This window comes from Kitasatospora sp. NPDC050543, from assembly GCF_044457565.1.
GTDB lineage: Bacteria > Actinomycetota > Actinomycetes > Streptomycetales > Streptomycetaceae > Kitasatospora.
On sequence record NZ_JBITGZ010000014.1, the window covers coordinates 1 to 14,607 of the forward strand.

Here is a 14,607-nt window from a genome sequence, read left to right on the forward strand (position 1 = left end):
CCGGGACGTTGCCGACCATGATCTGCCGGGAGACGCGACGCGTGGCCAGCGGCTTGAGCGGCAGGGACGGAATACCGAGCGAGATCGCGGTCATGGTTGTGCACCTTCGTGGTCTGGTCCGTGTGCTGAACAGCGTGCATTGGCGCGGAAGGGAACAGCGGATCCGGCGGCCCGGCACGGGCGGCGGCCGGTGCCGGACCGGGGGGCTCAGCGGCCGTGGTTGGCGCTGACCGTCTCGCGGGCCGCCCGCAGCGACTCCTTGAGCGAGCCCATGGTGGCGAGCACCGCCGTCGGCTCGTAGCCGCAGTGCGCCATGCAGTTCTCGCAGCGCGGATCGCGGCCGCGGCCGTACTTCGACCAGTCGGTCTTCTCGATCAGCTCGCGGTAGGTCGGCACATAGCCGTCGGCCATCAGGTAGCAGGGGCGCTGCCAGCCGAACAGCGAGTAGTTGGGGATGCCCCAGGCGGTGCACTCGAAGTCCACCTTGCCCTCCAGGAAGTCCAGGAAGAGCGGGCTGTGGTTGAGGCGCCAGCGCCGCCGGTTGCCGCCGGCGAAGGTCTTGCGGAACAGCTCCCTGGTCTGCTCGACGCCGAGGAAGTGCTCCTGGTCGGGCGCCTTCTCGTAGGCGAACGCCGGGGAGATCATCATCTCGTCGACCTGGAGTTCGTCGTTGAGGTAGTCGAGCACCTCGATGATGGTCTGCGGCGTGTCGGTGTTGAAGAAGGTGCTGTTGGTGGTGACCCGGAAGCCGCGCCGCTTGGCCTCCTTGATCGCCGCCACCGCCTCGTCGAAGGTGCCCTCCTTGGCCACCGACTCGTCGTGCCGCTCACGCATCCCGTCGATGTGCACGGTGAAGGTGAAGTACGGCGAGGGCGTGAACTTCTCCAGCTTCTTGCGCAGCAGCAGCGCGTTGGTGCAGAGGAAGACGTACTTGCGCCGCTCCACCAGCTGGCGGACGATCTCGTCGATCTGCGGGTGCATCAGCGGCTCGCCGCCCGCGATCGAGACCATCGGCGCACCGGACTCCAGCACGGCGCCGACCGCCTGGGCGACGGGCATTCTCTGCTTGAGCACCCCGGCCGGGTGCTGGATCTTGCCGCAACCCTCACAGGCCAGGTTGCAGGCGAAGAGCGGCTCCAGTTCCACGATCAGCGGGAACTTGTCCCGCCGCTTCAGCAGCTTCTGCTGCATCAGATAGGTGCCGACCCGCACGGTCTGGCGCAACGGCATGGCCATGGCTAGCTCGCCTCCTGGGGGAGCGTCGAGGATGTGGGGTGGTGGTGGGTGACAGGGTGTTCCCGGGGCGCGGCCCCGGCCTGCCGGTGCCACGCGACCAGCGCGGGCACGGTGGCGCGCAGCGTCCGCCAGGCCCGCAGGCCGGCCGGCAGGGTGCCCGGGCGCAGCAGCTCACGCTCGGGCGTGTCGACGACCACCCGCAGGACGGCCGCGGGCAGTGCGGGGCGGATCTCCTGGCGGCGGGCCAGCACGGCGGCCGCCTCCATGTCGACGGCGAGGGCTCCCTTGGCGTGCAGGGCACGGCGTTCGATACCGCGGACGACGTGGTCGGCGGTGTGGTGCACACCGATGTGGGTGGTCAGGCCCCGCGCCCGCAGCGCCTCGGCCAGGACGGGCCCGGAGTCGAGCGTGAAGAGGTTGCCCTCGGCGTCGCGTACGCCGTCCGCGACGATGACGTCGCCGGGGGCCATGCCCGGCGCCACGGCGGCGCCGAAGCCCGCCACGACCAGCGCGCCGTAGCCGCCCGGTGCGCAGGCGAGCAGCGTCTTGACGGCGGGTCCGGCCCGGCGCCGGCCCACGCCGGTACGCACCAGCACCGGCGGCCCGCCGGCCGCGCCGGACCAGTCCCCGCCGCGCAGCGCCCAGACCTCGGGGCCCAGTGCGCAGATCACCAGGAGCGGAGCGCCGGCATTCATCGGGCGGCTCCCAGCGGGCCGGCCGCGAGCGGGGCGGCCGCGGCTGCGGGGGTGCCGATGACGGGGGTGCCGTGGAGATAGCGGCCGAGAGCGGTCACGGGGAACACCAGCCGGTAGAGGTGGTAGTTGATGGAGAAGTCCCAGGGGAACCCGGTGCCGGTGAACTGGGGCTCGTCCCAGGTGCCCTCGGGCAGTTGGGTGCGCACCAGCCAGTCGACGCCGCGCTCGACGGCCGGGTTGGCCCGCCCGTCGGGGCCCTCGCCGGCCGAGAGCAGCGCCATCAGGGCCCAGGCGGTCTGCGAGGCGGTGGACTCCCCGCGCCCGGCCCAGTGCTCCGGATCCTCGTAGGAGCGCATGTCCTCGCCCCAGCCGCCGTCCGGGTTCTGCCGCTCCTCCAGCCAGCGGACGGCGCGCCGGATCGCGGGGTGCTCGGCCGGCACGCCGGTGGCGACCAGGGCGGGCAGCACCGAGCCCGTGCCGTAGATGTAGTTGGTGCCCCAGCGGCCGAACCAGGAGCCGTCCGGTTCCTGGTTACGCAGCAGCCACTGGACGCCCTTGCGGGTCCGCGGATCCCCGGTCATGCCGACCTCGGCGAGCATCTCGACCACGTGCGCCGTGACGTCCGCCGAGGGCGGGTCCACCACCTCGCCGAAGTCACAGAACGGCAGCTTGTTCGGCAGGGTGCTGGTGTTGTCGACGTCGAAGGCGGCCCAGGCGCCGTTCTTGGACTGCATGCCGAGGTTCCAGTCGACGCCGCGCCCCACCGCGCCCTGGACCCGGTGCGGGTCGGGGTGGACGACGCGGCGAAGGGCGAGCACGACCTCGGCGGTGTCGTCGATGTCGGGGTAGTTGTCGTTCTCGAACTCGAAGGCCCAGCCGCCGGGGGCCAGCCCCGGGCGCCGGACGGACCAGTCTCCGCGCCGGGTGATCTCCTCGTCGAGCATCCAGTCGACGGCGGAGACCAGCGCGGGGTGGTCGGCCGGAACTCCGGCGTCGACCAGGGCGATAGTGGCCAGGGCGGTGTCCCAGACGGGCGACTGGCAGGCCTCCAGCCAGCGCTTGCCGTCCTCGGTGTGCACGGTGAAGCGGTCGAAGGAGGCGAGGCCGGCCTGCATGACGGGGTGTTCGAGCTCGTAGCCCTGGAGGTGGAGGGCGATCAGCGAGTAGACGGCCGGGGGCTGGATGCCGCCCCAGCAGCCGTCGGCCTCCTGCCGCTCGACGATCCAGCGCCCGGCCTGGGCGAGGGCGAGCCGGCGCAGTGGGCGCAGGGCCCGGCGGTGGTAGGCGTGCAGCAGCTTGTCGAGGCGCTCGAAGAGCCCGTCCCAGGTGGTCGGCGGGGCGAGCGGGCGTTCGGGGAAAGGATTCGCCGGATCGGTGTGCAGCTCGGTCAGGGTGAAGGGCGCCGGGCGGATCGGGCGGTGGGCCGACACCACGGTGAGCGGTACGATCGTCTGCCGTGCCCAGCAGCCGAAGGCGTAGATGTTCAGCGGCAGCCATCTGGGCAGGAAGATGATCTCCGGTGGCATCTCCGGCAGCCGGTCCCAGGGCCACCAGCCGAACAGGGCGAGCCAGATCCGGGTGAAGACCCTGGTGGCCGCGATCCCGCCGCTCGCGCGGACGTAGCGGGCGGCCGCCTGCATGTGGGCGGCCTCTGGTCGGTCGCCCGCGAGCCGCAGCGCGACATAGGCCTCGACGGTGGTGGACAGCTCGGGCGGACCGCCGTGGAAGGTGCCCCAGGTGCCGTCGTCCCGCTGGTTCGAGCGGATCCACTCCGCGGTGGCCTTGGTCTGCTCATCTGTACGGATGCCGAGGAACTGTCGCAGTAACAAGTCCTCGGCGTCCATGGTGACGTTGGTTTCCAGGTCGCCCTTCCACCAGCCCTCGGAGCTCTGCAGGGAGAGCAGGTGGGTGGTGGCCCGGGCCAGCGCCTCCTCGGCGGAGGCTGGCCCGGCGTGAGGTTCACTTCCAGTTGGTTCATCAGCTTGTCGGACCGGTTGTGGTCCGTCAGGCTTCCACCGCCCGGCGCTCAGCAGCGCCGGTGGGCGGTCGCCCACCGCGACCGGCTCGGGATCGTACTCAGGGTCGAGCCGGCCGTCCGCGGTTGCTGTCACCTTGACGTCACCTCTCTCGTACCACCACGAATTCGGCGAGTGCGACGAAGTGCTCGCGCACCGCGTCGGCCATCGGCACCTCGTCCAGAGCGGCGAGGGCAGTCTTGTGCTGGCGGCGGGCCTCGCCCTGGGTCCAGGCGCGGCCACCGGCCTCCTCGATCAGAGCCGCACGGGCGGCGAGCACCTGCTCGCTCTCCTCGCCCCGGCCCTGCGGATCGGCCAGCTGCGCGGCCAGCCGGCGCGAGGCGGCACCGCCCTCGGCCAGCGCCGCGGCCACCGGCAGCGACTTCTTGCGCTGGCGCAGATCGCCCCAGTGCGGCTTACCGGTCACCTCGGTGGCGCCCCAGATGCCGAGCAGGTCGTCGACGGCCTGGAAGGCCAGGCCGAGGTGGTGGCCGTAGCGCTGGAGCGCGTCGGCGACACGGTCGTCGGCCCCGGCGAGCACCGCGCCGACCGCGGAGGCGGCGGCGAGCAGGGCGCCGGTCTTGTTGCCCTCCATCTCCAGGCACTCCTCGACCGTCACCACATCCCGGTGCTCGAAGGAGAGGTCCTGGGCCTGGCCGTCGATGAGCCTGCGGGTCGCGGTGGTGAGCAGCCGAACGGCCCTTGCCGCGTCGACCGCGTCGGCCCCGCCGCTCACGGCGGCGTCCAGCAGCACCTCGGTCCCGAGGGTTGCCAGGGCGTCGCCGACCAGGATCGCCTGCGCCGGTCCGAAGACCGTCCAGGCGGTGGCCCGGTGCCGTCGAGTCTCGTCACCGTCCATCAGATCATCATGAAGCAGGGAGAAGTTGTGCACCAGTTCAACGGCTACCCCGCCGGGCACACCGGCCTGCGCCGGGGCCCCGACGGCCTGCGCCGAGAGCACCGCCAGGGCGGGCCGGACGGCCTTGCCACTGTCCCCCGACACCGGGGTGCCGTCGCGGTCGATCCACCCGAAGTGGTAGGCGGCGACGGTGTCCATCGGCGCCACCAGCCCGGCCACCGCCGCGCGCAGCGGCGGGGTGCAGAGCGTGCGGGCACGGGCGAGCAGCGCGGGCACCGAGACCGGCTCCGCGGGTGCTGGGCCTGAGACGGCGGTGCCGCTGCGTGACTCCACGTACGTTCCCTCTCCCTCGTGGTGGCGGGCCGCCGCAGCTGGCCCGGCGGTTGCCATGTCTACCGTGGCGGTACTCCCGGTGCCGGAGTGTGCCGTGCCGGTGTACGCGGTACCGGTGTGCGCGGTACCGGTTCTCGCGCCGCCGCTGCCGGGGGTCATCGGGGCCACCTGCCGTCGCCCCGGTCCACCGGCACCCGGGACGCTGCGGCGGCCAGGGCGGCGTCGGCCGCGGCGTGACCGCTGCGCACGGCGCCCTCCATGGTCGCGGGCCAGCCGGTCGCCGTCCACGAACCCGCCAGCAGCAGGCCCGGCACCCTGGTGCGGGCCGCCGGACGCAGGGCCGCGGTGCCCGGGGCCGGGTCGAAGGTCGCGGTGCGCTCGCGGGTGACGAAGAAGTCCAGCACCTCGGCGCCGGGCACCGCGGGCAGCAGGCGCTCCAGCTCCGGCAGGTAGCGCCGGCGCAGCTCGGCGACCGGCAGGTCGATCTCGTCCTGGACGGCGGACTGCGACAGCGCCAGGTACTGGGCGCCGGGGTGCGTCGTGGCGAGCCCGGAGTGCGTGGTGCGGTCGAAGACCCACTGGACCGGTGAGTCCAGTGCCGCGAAGAACGGGCGGCGCAGCACCTTGCGGTCGTAGATCACGTGGATGTTGAGGATCGGGGCGGTGCCGAAGCCGGTCAGCTCCTGCTGCCGGTCGATCGCGTCGTCCGGCAGCAATGCGGCGGCGGCGTCCTGGGCCCCGGCGAGCACCACGGTGTCGGCGGTGAGCAGCTCCCCGCCGTCCAGGCGCACGGCGTGCGGAGCGGCCGGTTTGAGCTCCACCGCGCGGGCGCGCAGCAGCACCCGCACGCCGGCGCGCTCCAGCTCGCCGAGCGCCGCGTCATGGTGGATCGCGCCGAGCGGGACGGCGGCCATGCCGATGTCGGAGGCCCCCGGATCGGAGAGCAGACCGGTCTTGAAGACCATCGCGGCCAGCGCCAGCGAGACCTGGTCGGCTCTGGCGTTGAGGGTGGCCACGCCGACCAGGTCCCACATGGCGGCGATGGTGCGCTCGTTCTGGCCGTGCCGGCGCAGCCAGTCACCGAAGGAGACCGCGTCCAGCGCCGGATCGCTGAGATCCAGGCCCTTCAGTGCGAGCGCGGCGCGCACCACCCGCAGCCGGTCGGCCGGGCCCAGGTGCGGGTAGCCGGCCAGGCTGCCGGCCAGGTGCAGCGGCACCGGCAGGCCGGCCCTGCGCAGCCGGCCCAGGGTGCGGCGGCCACCGGAGACGGCGAGCACCGGGACGTCCAGCCGGGGCTGGAGGTCGACCAGGTCGTCGGCTCCGAGCCGGTCGAGCAGGCCGCGGTAGGCGGTGCAGCAGCGCAGGAAGACGTGCTGTCCGTTGTCGACCGTCAGGTCGCCGCGCTGGAAGGAGAACGCCAGGCCGCCGAGCCGGGGCCTGGCCTCGACCAGGGTCACCCGGTGGTCGGTCTCGGCCAGCCGCAGGGCGGCGGTGATCCCGGCCAGACCGCCGCCGACCACGACGGCACTGGGGCGGGAGGCGGCGGGGCGGCCCTGGTCGGATCGCACGCTCATCCGACCTCCCCCCTGACCGCGGCGCGCGGTACACACGTGGCGAACACAGCGGCGAACACAGATCTACCCATGCGTGATGGCACGCTGACACAGCGTGACAGAATCGGCGAGAGAATCAAGAACGCCCTCCGGCGAGCCCGGAAAGCGCCACGTATGCCTTCTCCCAGCCCGGCAGGGAGACCCGGCCGCGCAGTACCGACTCCGGGTCGGCCGCGATCCGCCCGAGCAGGCGGTGGTAGATGCCGGCCATGGCGGCGGTGCAGGCGCGGCTGCGCCGGTCCAGCATCGGCAGCAGCCGCAGGCCGTCCTCGAAGGCCCGCTGGGCACGGGCCGCCTCGAAGGCGACCAGGCCGGCGAAGTCCGCCCCGGCCGGCGGTCTGGAGAGGGCGAATCCCTGCTCGCAGCCGAACCGGACGAGGTCCTCGGTCGGCAGGTACGTCCGGCCGTTGAGGGCGTCCTCGCGCAGGTCGCGCAGGATGTTGGTGAGCTGGAGCGCCAGACCCAGGGTGTCGGCGTACTCGGCGCCGCGCTCCGGGTCCTCACAGCCGTACACGCCGAGCGAGAGCCGCCCGATCGCGCCGGCCACACAGCGGCAGTAGACCTGGAGCTCCTCGTACGTCTGGTACTCGGCGCCCTTGAGGTCCATCTCCACGCCGTCGATCAGCTCGTCGAAGCCGCCGAGCGGAATCGGGAAGCGCCGCGCGGCGTCCGCGAGGGCGACCTTGATCGGGTCGGTGTCGTCCTCGGCGACCGCGCCGGCCCGGATCTCGCCCAGCAGCCCGCGCGTGCGCAGCAGCTGCTCGGCCTTGCGCTCGGGCGGCAGGTCTCCGTCCCCGATGTCGTCGACCCGGCGGGCCAGGGCGTAGAGCGCGGACATGGCCAGCCGCTTGGGTTCCGGCAGCAGCCGGATGCCGTAGCTGAAGTTGCGGGCCTGCAGGCCGGTCACTGCCTCGCAGTACCGGTACGCCGCCATGACCTGGGCCGACGCCAGTGGTGATGCCGCCACTCGGGCGTTCACCTTCCCTTCGCGAAGATTGCCGCCGCCTTCGCTGCGAGGCGGCGCTTGTCGGGCTTTGCCTCCTGAGCGAGTACGTCGTACCCGGCGGCCTCGACGGCCGCCAGGGCCGCGTAGCCGCCTGCGGTGAATCCCGCCAGAAGCAGTCGAAGCCTTCCCCGAACCGTACCTACCAGCGGCGCACCTCGGTCGAGCAGGGTCCGGGCCCGGTCGGCCTCGAAGGCGATCAGGTCCCGGACGGCGGGGCCGGCGGTGGGGGCGGCGAGGTCGGCCTCGGTGACGCCGAAGCGTCGCAGGTCATCGGCGGGGAGGTAGATCCGGCCGTGGGCGAGGTCCTCCGCGACGTCCTGGAGATGCTCGACGATCTGCAGCGCGGTGCAGACGGCGTCGGACAGCGCGATCCGCTCGGGAGTGGCGACGCCGGCGATGGCGAGCACCAGCCGGCCGACCGGGTCGGCGGACAACTGGCAGTAGCCCACCAGGTCTTGGTAGCTCCCGTACCGGGTGGTGGTCTGGTCGACCCGGTTGGCCTCGATCAGGCGGCGGAACGGCTCGGGGGTCAGGCCGTGCTTGTCGATCAGCGGGACGAGGGCCCGCAGCAGCGGGTGCGCGGGGCGTTCGGCGGCCGAGCCGGACAGCGTCGACTCGAAGGCGCGGTCGAGGTCGCGCTCCAGTCCGTCGAGCAGGGCGAGGCGGAACGCGACCTCCTCGGGGCTCGGCGGGCCCGCCTGCGCCGAAAGGGTGACGCCGGGGGCGGGCGGGGCCTGCACACCGAGCAGCCGGGCCACGCCCGCCGGATCGGCGAGGTCGCCGTCGCCGGCGTCGTCCACCAGGCGGGCGAAGCCGTAGACCGCCATCAGGTCGCCGCGCCAGGCGGCGGGCAGGAAGAACGGGGCGACCGGGAAGTTCTCCAGGTCCGCCTTGTCCAGCGTGGCACCCGCTGACCGATCCGCTGACTCACTGCTGGGCTGGGCCGAAGCCGACACTGCTGTCACTCCCCCGTTCTACACTGCTCTGGACCACTGACCTCGCTCGGACACGCGTCCGATATCGGGCGCCCCGCGCGACACACCACTCCCCCGCCTACAGCCTGGCACCGTCGGCCTCGCCGGAGCAGGCCGCCCCGCCCCGGGGCGCGGCGGCCTCACCCGGACAGCCGCAGGGGCCGGTGCCGGGACCACGACGTCCCCGCACCGGCCCCTGCGGGCCAAGCCGGCTAGCGATCCGGGCGCTCGCCCTTCTCGTAGGCGCGCACGACCACCTCGGTCGGCCCGTCCATCACCAGCTCACCGTGCTCGATCCAGATCGTCCGCTCGCAGGTCTCGCGGATCGAGGCGTTGTCGTGGCTGACCAGGAAGACCGTACCGGCCTCCTTGCGCAGCTCGTTGATCCGGGCCTTGCTGCGCTTCTGGAACGCCTGGTCACCGGTGGCCAGCGCCTCGTCGATCAGCAGCACGTCGTGACGCTTGGCCGCCGCGATGGAGAACCGCAGGCGGGCACCCATACCGGAGGAGTACGTGCGCATCGGCAGCGAGATGAAGTCACCCTTCTCGTTGATGCCCGAGAATTCCACGATGTCCTGGTAGCGACGCTTCACCTCGGACGGGGTCATGCCCATGGCCAGGCAGCCCAGCACGACGTTGCGCTCGCCGGTCAGCTCGTTCATCAGCGCGGCGTTGACGCCCAGCAGCGAGGGCTGGCCGTTGGTGTAGATGGCACCGCTCTCGGTCGGCAGCAGGCCCGCGATGGCGGCCAGCATCGTCGACTTGCCGGAGCCGTTGGAGCCGATCAGGCCGACGGCCTCACCCTTGTACGCCGTGAAGCTGACGCCGCGCACGGCGTGCACCTCGCGGACGCCGGCCGCGCGCTTGCGGCTGATGATCCGGCTCAGCGCGGAGGTGGCACTGCCCTTGCCCGAGCCGGCGCCGTGCACGCGGTAGACGATGTGCACGTCGTCCGCGATGACGGTGGGGATCCGGGCGACGTTGTCGGCGGGCTTGCTGAGCTGCACGTCGGACTCAGCCTTTCGGGTCCTGGTACCTGCGATGTCAGCCACGGCCGTACTCCTCCTCAGCCTTCCAGAAGAAGACATAACCCAGGACGAACATACCGACTGCCCACGCGAGCCCGTACTCCCAGAGGTGATCGGGATACGTCTGGTAGTTCTCCGTGTGCTTGTTGTAGATCACCGGTGCCATCGCGTGGCGGACGAGGTCCATGTACACCGACGCCGGGTTGATCGTCATAAGAGTCTGGATCCACGGTGCCCACTGGCTGATGTGGTCCTGGATGCTGTACATCACGCCGGACAGGTACAGCCAGGCGCGCATCACGAAGGGCACCAGCTGGGAGATGTCGCTGGTCTTCGCCCCGATCCGGGCCATCACCAGGGCCAGGCCGGTGTTGAACATGCACTGCAGGACCAGCGCGGGCGCCACCAGCAGCCACGTGCGGCCCGGCTCGACACCGTTGGCGAGGACCACCACGACGAGCACGACCATCGAGATCAGCAGCTGCTGGAGCTGGATCACGGTGAACGCGATCGGCATCGAGGCGCGGGGGAAGTGCAGCGCCCTGATCAGGCCGAGGTTGTCCGCGATGGCCCGGGTACCGGACTGCACCGCACTCTGCGTGAACTGGAAGATGAAGACGCCGATGCAGAGCCAGGCGACGTAGTGCGGGATCTGGTCCTTGGTCGACAGGATCACGCCGAAGACGAGGTAGAACACCGCGCAGTTCAGCAGCGGCGTCACCACCTGCCACACCTGGCCGAGCTTCGCGTCCGTGTACTGCGCCACCAGGCGCGCGGTCGCGAAGGCCCAGATGAAGTGGCGCCGGCCCCAGAGCTGCTTGGTGTAGGCGATCAGCCCAGGGCGTCTGCCGCTCACCGACAGTCCGTACTTGTCCGCAAGCTGCTTCGGGGTCAGTCCCGCGTCCGCCCCCCTAGGGGCTGAGAGGCTGACGGGTTCACTCACTGTCGACACATTCGTCCTTCGCGGGGATCGGGAGTCGGCCGGACGGCAGTCGGGGGGATGCCTGCCGTTCGGCGATGGAGATCCACAGGGATCACTTGGGGGTACCCGGCCGGCGGTGCAGTCGCCGACCGGTGCGATCAAACGACCGGAGGTCTTCCCAACCTGGTCAATCGCCATACGGTACGCCATCGCATGGGTCGTCGCTCGCCGCAGGGCTCGCGCCAGCCCGCCCGGAACCCGCCCCACCAGGCCTTCAGTGCCTCCGGGGAGGGACGGCGGGCCAGCGTGAGCAGGAACCAGACTCCTGGATAGAGAGGCACGAACGGGGCCGGAAGGTTCCGTCGTGCGAGCCAGACCCTGTTCCGGGCGATGTTGTGGAAGTACGAGGCGTGCCGTGCGGGCGAGGTGGTGGGGTGGTGAAGCACCACGTCGGCCCGGTAGTCGATGGACCAGCCGGCGTCCAGGGCGCGCCAGGCGAGGTCGGTCTCCTCGTGGGCGTAGAAGAACTCGGCGGGCAGCTGCCCGGCCTGCTCGAACACCCGGCAGCGGACGGCGCTCGCGCCGCCGAGGAAAGTCGTCACCCGCGAGGAGCGCAGCGGGTCGCTGGCGCGCAGCCGGGGTACGTGTCGGCGCTGGGTGACACCCGTCTCGGGGTCGGCGATCCGGAAGGCGACGATGCCGAGCCCGGGGTCGGCCGTGAAGGCCTCCCGCAGCAGCCGGGCGGAGTCCTTGCCCGGCAGCAGGCCGTCGTCGTCCAGGAAGAGTATGGCGTCGACGTCCCGGCCGTCCTCGCCGAACAGCTCGATGCCGACGTTGCGTCCGCCGGGGATGCCCACGTTCTCCGGCAGCTCGACGCTGCGCACGCCCTCGGGCAGCGGTGGCAGCGGCGCGCCCTGGCCGACCACGGCGAGCTCCACCGCCGGGCCCTCCTGGCTCGTCACCGAGTCGATCAGCGCGGCCAGCTCGGCCGGGCGGTTGCCCATCGTGATGATCACGGCACCGAGGCGGAAGTCCTCGGGGCGGGCCGCGCCGGCGGCGGGGGCGCTCATCGCAGCCTGCTGGACAGGACGATGCTGAGCAGGTGCAGGACGGTCTGCAGCATGGCGATGGCGGCCAGCACGACGACCGCGAGCCGGGTGAAGAACAGCCCGCCGTGCACGGCGTCGGCGATCCCGGCGGCCAGGATGAACAGCGAGGCCTCGACCGCGCCGACCAGCCGGTGGAACTTGAGGAACGCGGCGGCCTTACGGGCCTTGGCGACACCGCTGGAGCGCGGCACCGCGGCGCTGTCCTCGACGGCGGTCAACCCGCTGCGGGCCCGGGCGACGTCCACCAGGTCGGTCTCGGACTTGATCAGGATCGCGCCGAGGGCGGCCAGCGTGCCGAGGAAGGCCCACTCCCAGTGCGAGGCCGAGCCCTGGCGGTGCAGCAGGTCCGTGGCGCGCAGGCCGAGGCCGGTGAGCAGCGCCGCCTCGGACATGTAGTGACCGACCCGGTCGAGGTAGACCCCGGTGAGCGAGGTCTGCCGGCGCCAGCGGGCCACCTCGCCGTCCACGCAGTCGAGCAGCAGGTAGACCTGGATCAGCAGGGCCCCGAGGACGGCGCCGGCGAGGCCGGGGACGACCAGGGCCGCTCCCGCCAGGATGCCGGTGAACATCATCAGATAGGTGAGCCCGTTGGGCGTGATGAAGGTGACCGGGGCCAGGATCCGGGTGATCCGCAGCGAGATGCTGCGCATGTAGAGGCGGCCCGCCCAGTGCTCCGCGCTGCGGCGCTGGAGCATCCCCTCAGGGTGGATGACGGCGCGCAGCTCCTCGATCGAGGGCCGCACCGTGAAGTCGATCGCGGGGCGCTCGGCGGAGCCGCCGGCCTGGGGGTCGGCGGGGCCGCCGGCGGGGCGGTCAGCTGTTGACGGCTTGGACATAGTCGGCGTACGCGTCCCTGATGGCTGATGGGGAGAGGTCGAGGTGCTCAAGGATGGTGAAGCGGCCCGGGCGGGTGTTCGGAGCGTAGTGCACCGCCTCGGTGAACTCCGCCTCGGTGAAGCCGATCTGAGCGGCGGTCACCGGCAGCCCGTGACGCGCCAGGCGCTCCACGATCAGACCGGTCAGCTCGCGCTCGCCCCGCAGGTAGCTGGCGAAGGCGGCCCCGAGGCCGACCTGCTCACCGTGCTGGGCGGACCGCTTGGGATACAGCACGTCCAGGGCATGCGAGATCTCGTGGCAGGCGCCCGACGAGGGCCGGGTGCTGCCTGCGATATTCATCGCGATGCCGGACAGTACCAGTGCTTCCGACAGCGCCGTAAGCAGGTCCTGGTCCTTCAGACCGCCCGGGTGGCGCAGCAGGTTCTCGCCGGCCGAGCGGGCCATCGCGACGGCCAGTCCGTCCACCGGTTCGCCCGTGACGCGGTGGGAGAGTTCCCAGTCCGCGCAGGCCGAGATGTTGGAGATGACGTCGCCGATGCCGGACGCCACGAAGCGCGGCGGGGCCTGGCGGATCACATCGAGGTCGACCACGATGCCGATCGGGCTGGGCACCCCGTAGGAGCCCCGCCCGGCGTCGTTGTCCAGGATCGACACGGGCGAGCAGATGCCGTCGTGCGCGAGGTTGGTGGCGACCGCGACGAGCGGCAGGCCGACCCGGGCGGCGGCGTACTTGGCCGCGTCGATGATCTTACCGCCGCCGAGGCCGACGATGGCGTCGTAGTGTCCGGCCCGCATCGCGTCCGCCAGGCGCACCGCGCTGTCCAGGCTGCCGTCGTCGACGTTGTACCAGTCGGCGCCGGGCAGGGCCGGCTCCAGCCGCTCGCGCAGCACCGCACCCGAGCCGTTGCTGATCGCCACCGCGACCCGGCCCGAGGCGGAGAGCCGCTGGTCGGCCAGGATGCCGGCCAGCGAGTCCAGCGCCCCGGGGCGGATCTCGACGAAGACCGGGGACGGCACCAGCCGGGTCAGTACTGGCACGCGATCTCCCGCGCCTTGGCCAGGTCGTCGTGGTTGTCGACCTCGACCCAGGACACCTCGCCGATCGGCTGGACGTCGATCCGCAGGCCGCGGTCGACCATCTCCTGGTAGCCGTCCTCGTAGTACAGCTGGGGGTCGCGCTCGAAGGTGGCGCGCAGCGCGTCGCTGAGGTCCTCGGCGGCGGAGGGATTGATCACGGTGACACCGATGTACTCGCCGCTGGCCTCGGCCGGCTCCATCAGCTTGGTGATCCGGCGCATCCCGGCGGCCGGGTCGACGACGACCTTCATCTCCTCGTCGGCGAGCTTCTTCACCGTGTCGAGGGCGAGCAGGATGCCGGGGGCGCGGCCCTGGCTGATCAGCCGGTCGTTGCCGTCCAGCATGGTGCGCTGCACGGAGGCCGGGTGGACGGTGTCGCCGTTGGCGAGCAGCAGGCCCTCGGCGAAGAGCTCGCGGGCGCACCAGAGGGAGTAGGCGTTGTTCCACTCCTCGGCCTTGTCGTTCTCGACCAGGGTGAGCTTGACGCCGTACTTCTGCTCCAGGGCGTTCTTGCGGTCGTACACCGCCTCCTTGCGGTAGCCCACCACGATGGCGGCCTCCCGCAGGCCGACCTCGGCGAAGTTGCCGAGGGTCAGGTCCAGGACGGTCCGCTCCCCGTCGACCGGCACCAGCGCCTTGGGCAGGGTGTCGGTGTACGGGCGCAACCGGCGGCCGGCGCCGGCTGCCAGAACGAGGCCGATCATGCGGTGTCTCCTGATCCGTGGTGTTCTGGTGGTCTGCCGCTGAGCCGCGCTCGCCCCCGTGGCGCTGCCCCCGCGCACGCGGTACACGGTGTCCTAGTGATGGTAGGCGACCGCGACGACCAGCCCGAACGCGGCCGGGGCCCCCGGACGCCGGGCCCGCGCCGATCTGGCCGGAACATGTCCGAAGAGGGGCGGGTAC

At 72.0% G+C, this 14,607-nt stretch carries 13 protein-coding genes; all 13 read right to left on the reverse strand.

Going from position 1 to position 14,607, the window contains the following annotated elements; genetic code table 11:
- Positions 1–207: 207 nt before the first annotated feature.
- The 13 genes from hpnH to ACIBH3_RS18685 all read right to left on the reverse strand — a co-directional run bounded on the left by hpnH (position 208) and on the right by ACIBH3_RS18685 (position 14,408).
- Entirely contained in the window at positions 208–1,236 is a 1,029-nt protein-coding gene (hpnH, locus tag ACIBH3_RS18625; protein WP_396313075.1) for an adenosyl-hopene transferase HpnH, read from the reverse strand.
- Between the two features lie 2 nt (positions 1,237–1,238).
- Positions 1,239–1,931 carry a 1-hydroxy-2-methyl-2-butenyl 4-diphosphate reductase gene (locus ACIBH3_RS18630; protein ID WP_396313076.1) on the reverse strand — a complete coding sequence of 231 codons (693 nt, stop codon included), beginning with the start codon at positions 1,929–1,931 and terminating at the stop codon, positions 1,239–1,241.
- Positions 1,928–4,042, reverse strand: a complete 2,115-nt coding sequence (gene shc, locus ACIBH3_RS18635; protein ID WP_396313077.1) for a squalene--hopene cyclase — start codon at positions 4,040–4,042, stop codon at positions 1,928–1,930. Before shc ends, ACIBH3_RS18630 begins: the two co-directional genes overlap by 4 nt.
- Before the next feature lie 7 nt (positions 4,043–4,049).
- On the reverse strand, positions 4,050–5,195 hold the full coding sequence (locus ACIBH3_RS18640) for a polyprenyl synthetase family protein (protein WP_396313244.1): 1,146 nt from the start codon (positions 5,193–5,195) through the stop codon (positions 4,050–4,052).
- Positions 5,196–5,293: 98 nt separating this feature from the next.
- Positions 5,294–6,712: a hydroxysqualene dehydroxylase HpnE gene (hpnE, locus tag ACIBH3_RS18645; protein WP_396313078.1), complete on the reverse strand. Its 1,419-nt coding sequence runs from the start codon at positions 6,710–6,712 to the stop codon at positions 5,294–5,296.
- Positions 6,713–6,827: 115 nt separating this feature from the next.
- A complete protein-coding gene (gene hpnD / locus ACIBH3_RS18650) occupies positions 6,828–7,685 on the reverse strand; it encodes a presqualene diphosphate synthase HpnD (RefSeq protein WP_396313245.1) in 858 nt (285 codons plus the stop codon).
- Between the two features lie 41 nt (positions 7,686–7,726).
- On the reverse strand, positions 7,727–8,713 hold the full coding sequence (gene hpnC / locus ACIBH3_RS18655) for a squalene synthase HpnC (RefSeq protein WP_396313246.1): 987 nt from the start codon (positions 8,711–8,713) through the stop codon (positions 7,727–7,729).
- 230 nt (positions 8,714–8,943) lie between these two features.
- Positions 8,944–9,738 carry an ABC transporter ATP-binding protein gene (locus ACIBH3_RS18660; RefSeq protein WP_396313247.1) on the reverse strand — a complete coding sequence of 265 codons (795 nt, stop codon included), beginning with the start codon at positions 9,736–9,738 and terminating at the stop codon, positions 8,944–8,946.
- A 37-nt stretch (positions 9,739–9,775) separates the two neighbouring features.
- Positions 9,776–10,711, reverse strand: coding sequence for an ABC transporter permease (locus ACIBH3_RS18665; RefSeq protein ID WP_396313079.1), 936 nt, complete (start codon positions 10,709–10,711; stop codon positions 9,776–9,778).
- Between the two features lie 128 nt (positions 10,712–10,839).
- The gene (locus tag ACIBH3_RS18670) at positions 10,840–11,751 is read right to left on the reverse strand and encodes a glycosyltransferase family 2 protein (RefSeq protein ID WP_396313080.1); all 912 of its coding nucleotides are present in this window, start codon (positions 11,749–11,751) and stop codon (positions 10,840–10,842) included.
- The gene (locus ACIBH3_RS18675) at positions 11,748–12,485 is read right to left on the reverse strand and encodes a CDP-alcohol phosphatidyltransferase family protein (RefSeq protein ID WP_396313248.1); all 738 of its coding nucleotides are present in this window, start codon (positions 12,483–12,485) and stop codon (positions 11,748–11,750) included. Before ACIBH3_RS18675 ends, ACIBH3_RS18670 begins: the two co-directional genes overlap by 4 nt.
- Positions 12,486–12,603: 118 nt before the next feature.
- A complete protein-coding gene (locus ACIBH3_RS18680; protein WP_396313081.1) occupies positions 12,604–13,665 on the reverse strand; it encodes an iron-containing alcohol dehydrogenase family protein in 1,062 nt (353 codons plus the stop codon).
- A complete protein-coding gene (locus tag ACIBH3_RS18685) occupies positions 13,653–14,408 on the reverse strand; it encodes a sugar phosphate nucleotidyltransferase (protein ID WP_396313082.1) in 756 nt (251 codons plus the stop codon). The genes ACIBH3_RS18680 and ACIBH3_RS18685 overlap by 13 nt, the downstream gene beginning before the upstream one ends.
- Positions 14,409–14,607 lie beyond the last annotated feature (199 nt).

What these genes read in the sequence shown, in the direction of transcription:
- hpnH (WP_396313075.1), bottom strand. Translation starts at nt 1,236, where the DNA reads ATGGCCATGCCGTTGCGCCAGACCGTGCGGGTCGGCACCTATCTGATG.
- ACIBH3_RS18630 (WP_396313076.1), bottom strand. Translation starts at nt 1,931, where the DNA reads ATGAATGCCGGCGCTCCGCTCCTGGTGATCTGCGCACTGGGCCCCGAG.
- ACIBH3_RS18640 (WP_396313244.1), bottom strand. Translation starts at nt 5,195, where the DNA reads ATGGCAACCGCCGGGCCAGCTGCGGCGGCCCGCCACCACGAGGGAGAG.
- hpnE (WP_396313078.1), bottom strand. Translation starts at nt 6,712, where the DNA reads ATGAGCGTGCGATCCGACCAGGGCCGCCCCGCCGCCTCCCGCCCCAGT.
- hpnD (WP_396313245.1), bottom strand. Translation starts at nt 7,685, where the DNA reads ATGGCGGCGTACCGGTACTGCGAGGCAGTGACCGGCCTGCAGGCCCGC.
- ACIBH3_RS18670 (WP_396313080.1), bottom strand. Translation starts at nt 11,751, where the DNA reads ATGAGCGCCCCCGCCGCCGGCGCGGCCCGCCCCGAGGACTTCCGCCTC.
- ACIBH3_RS18675 (WP_396313248.1), bottom strand. Translation starts at nt 12,485, where the DNA reads ATGCTCCAGCGCCGCAGCGCGGAGCACTGGGCGGGCCGCCTCTACATG.
- ACIBH3_RS18685 (WP_396313082.1), bottom strand. Translation starts at nt 14,408, where the DNA reads ATGATCGGCCTCGTTCTGGCAGCCGGCGCCGGCCGCCGGTTGCGCCCG.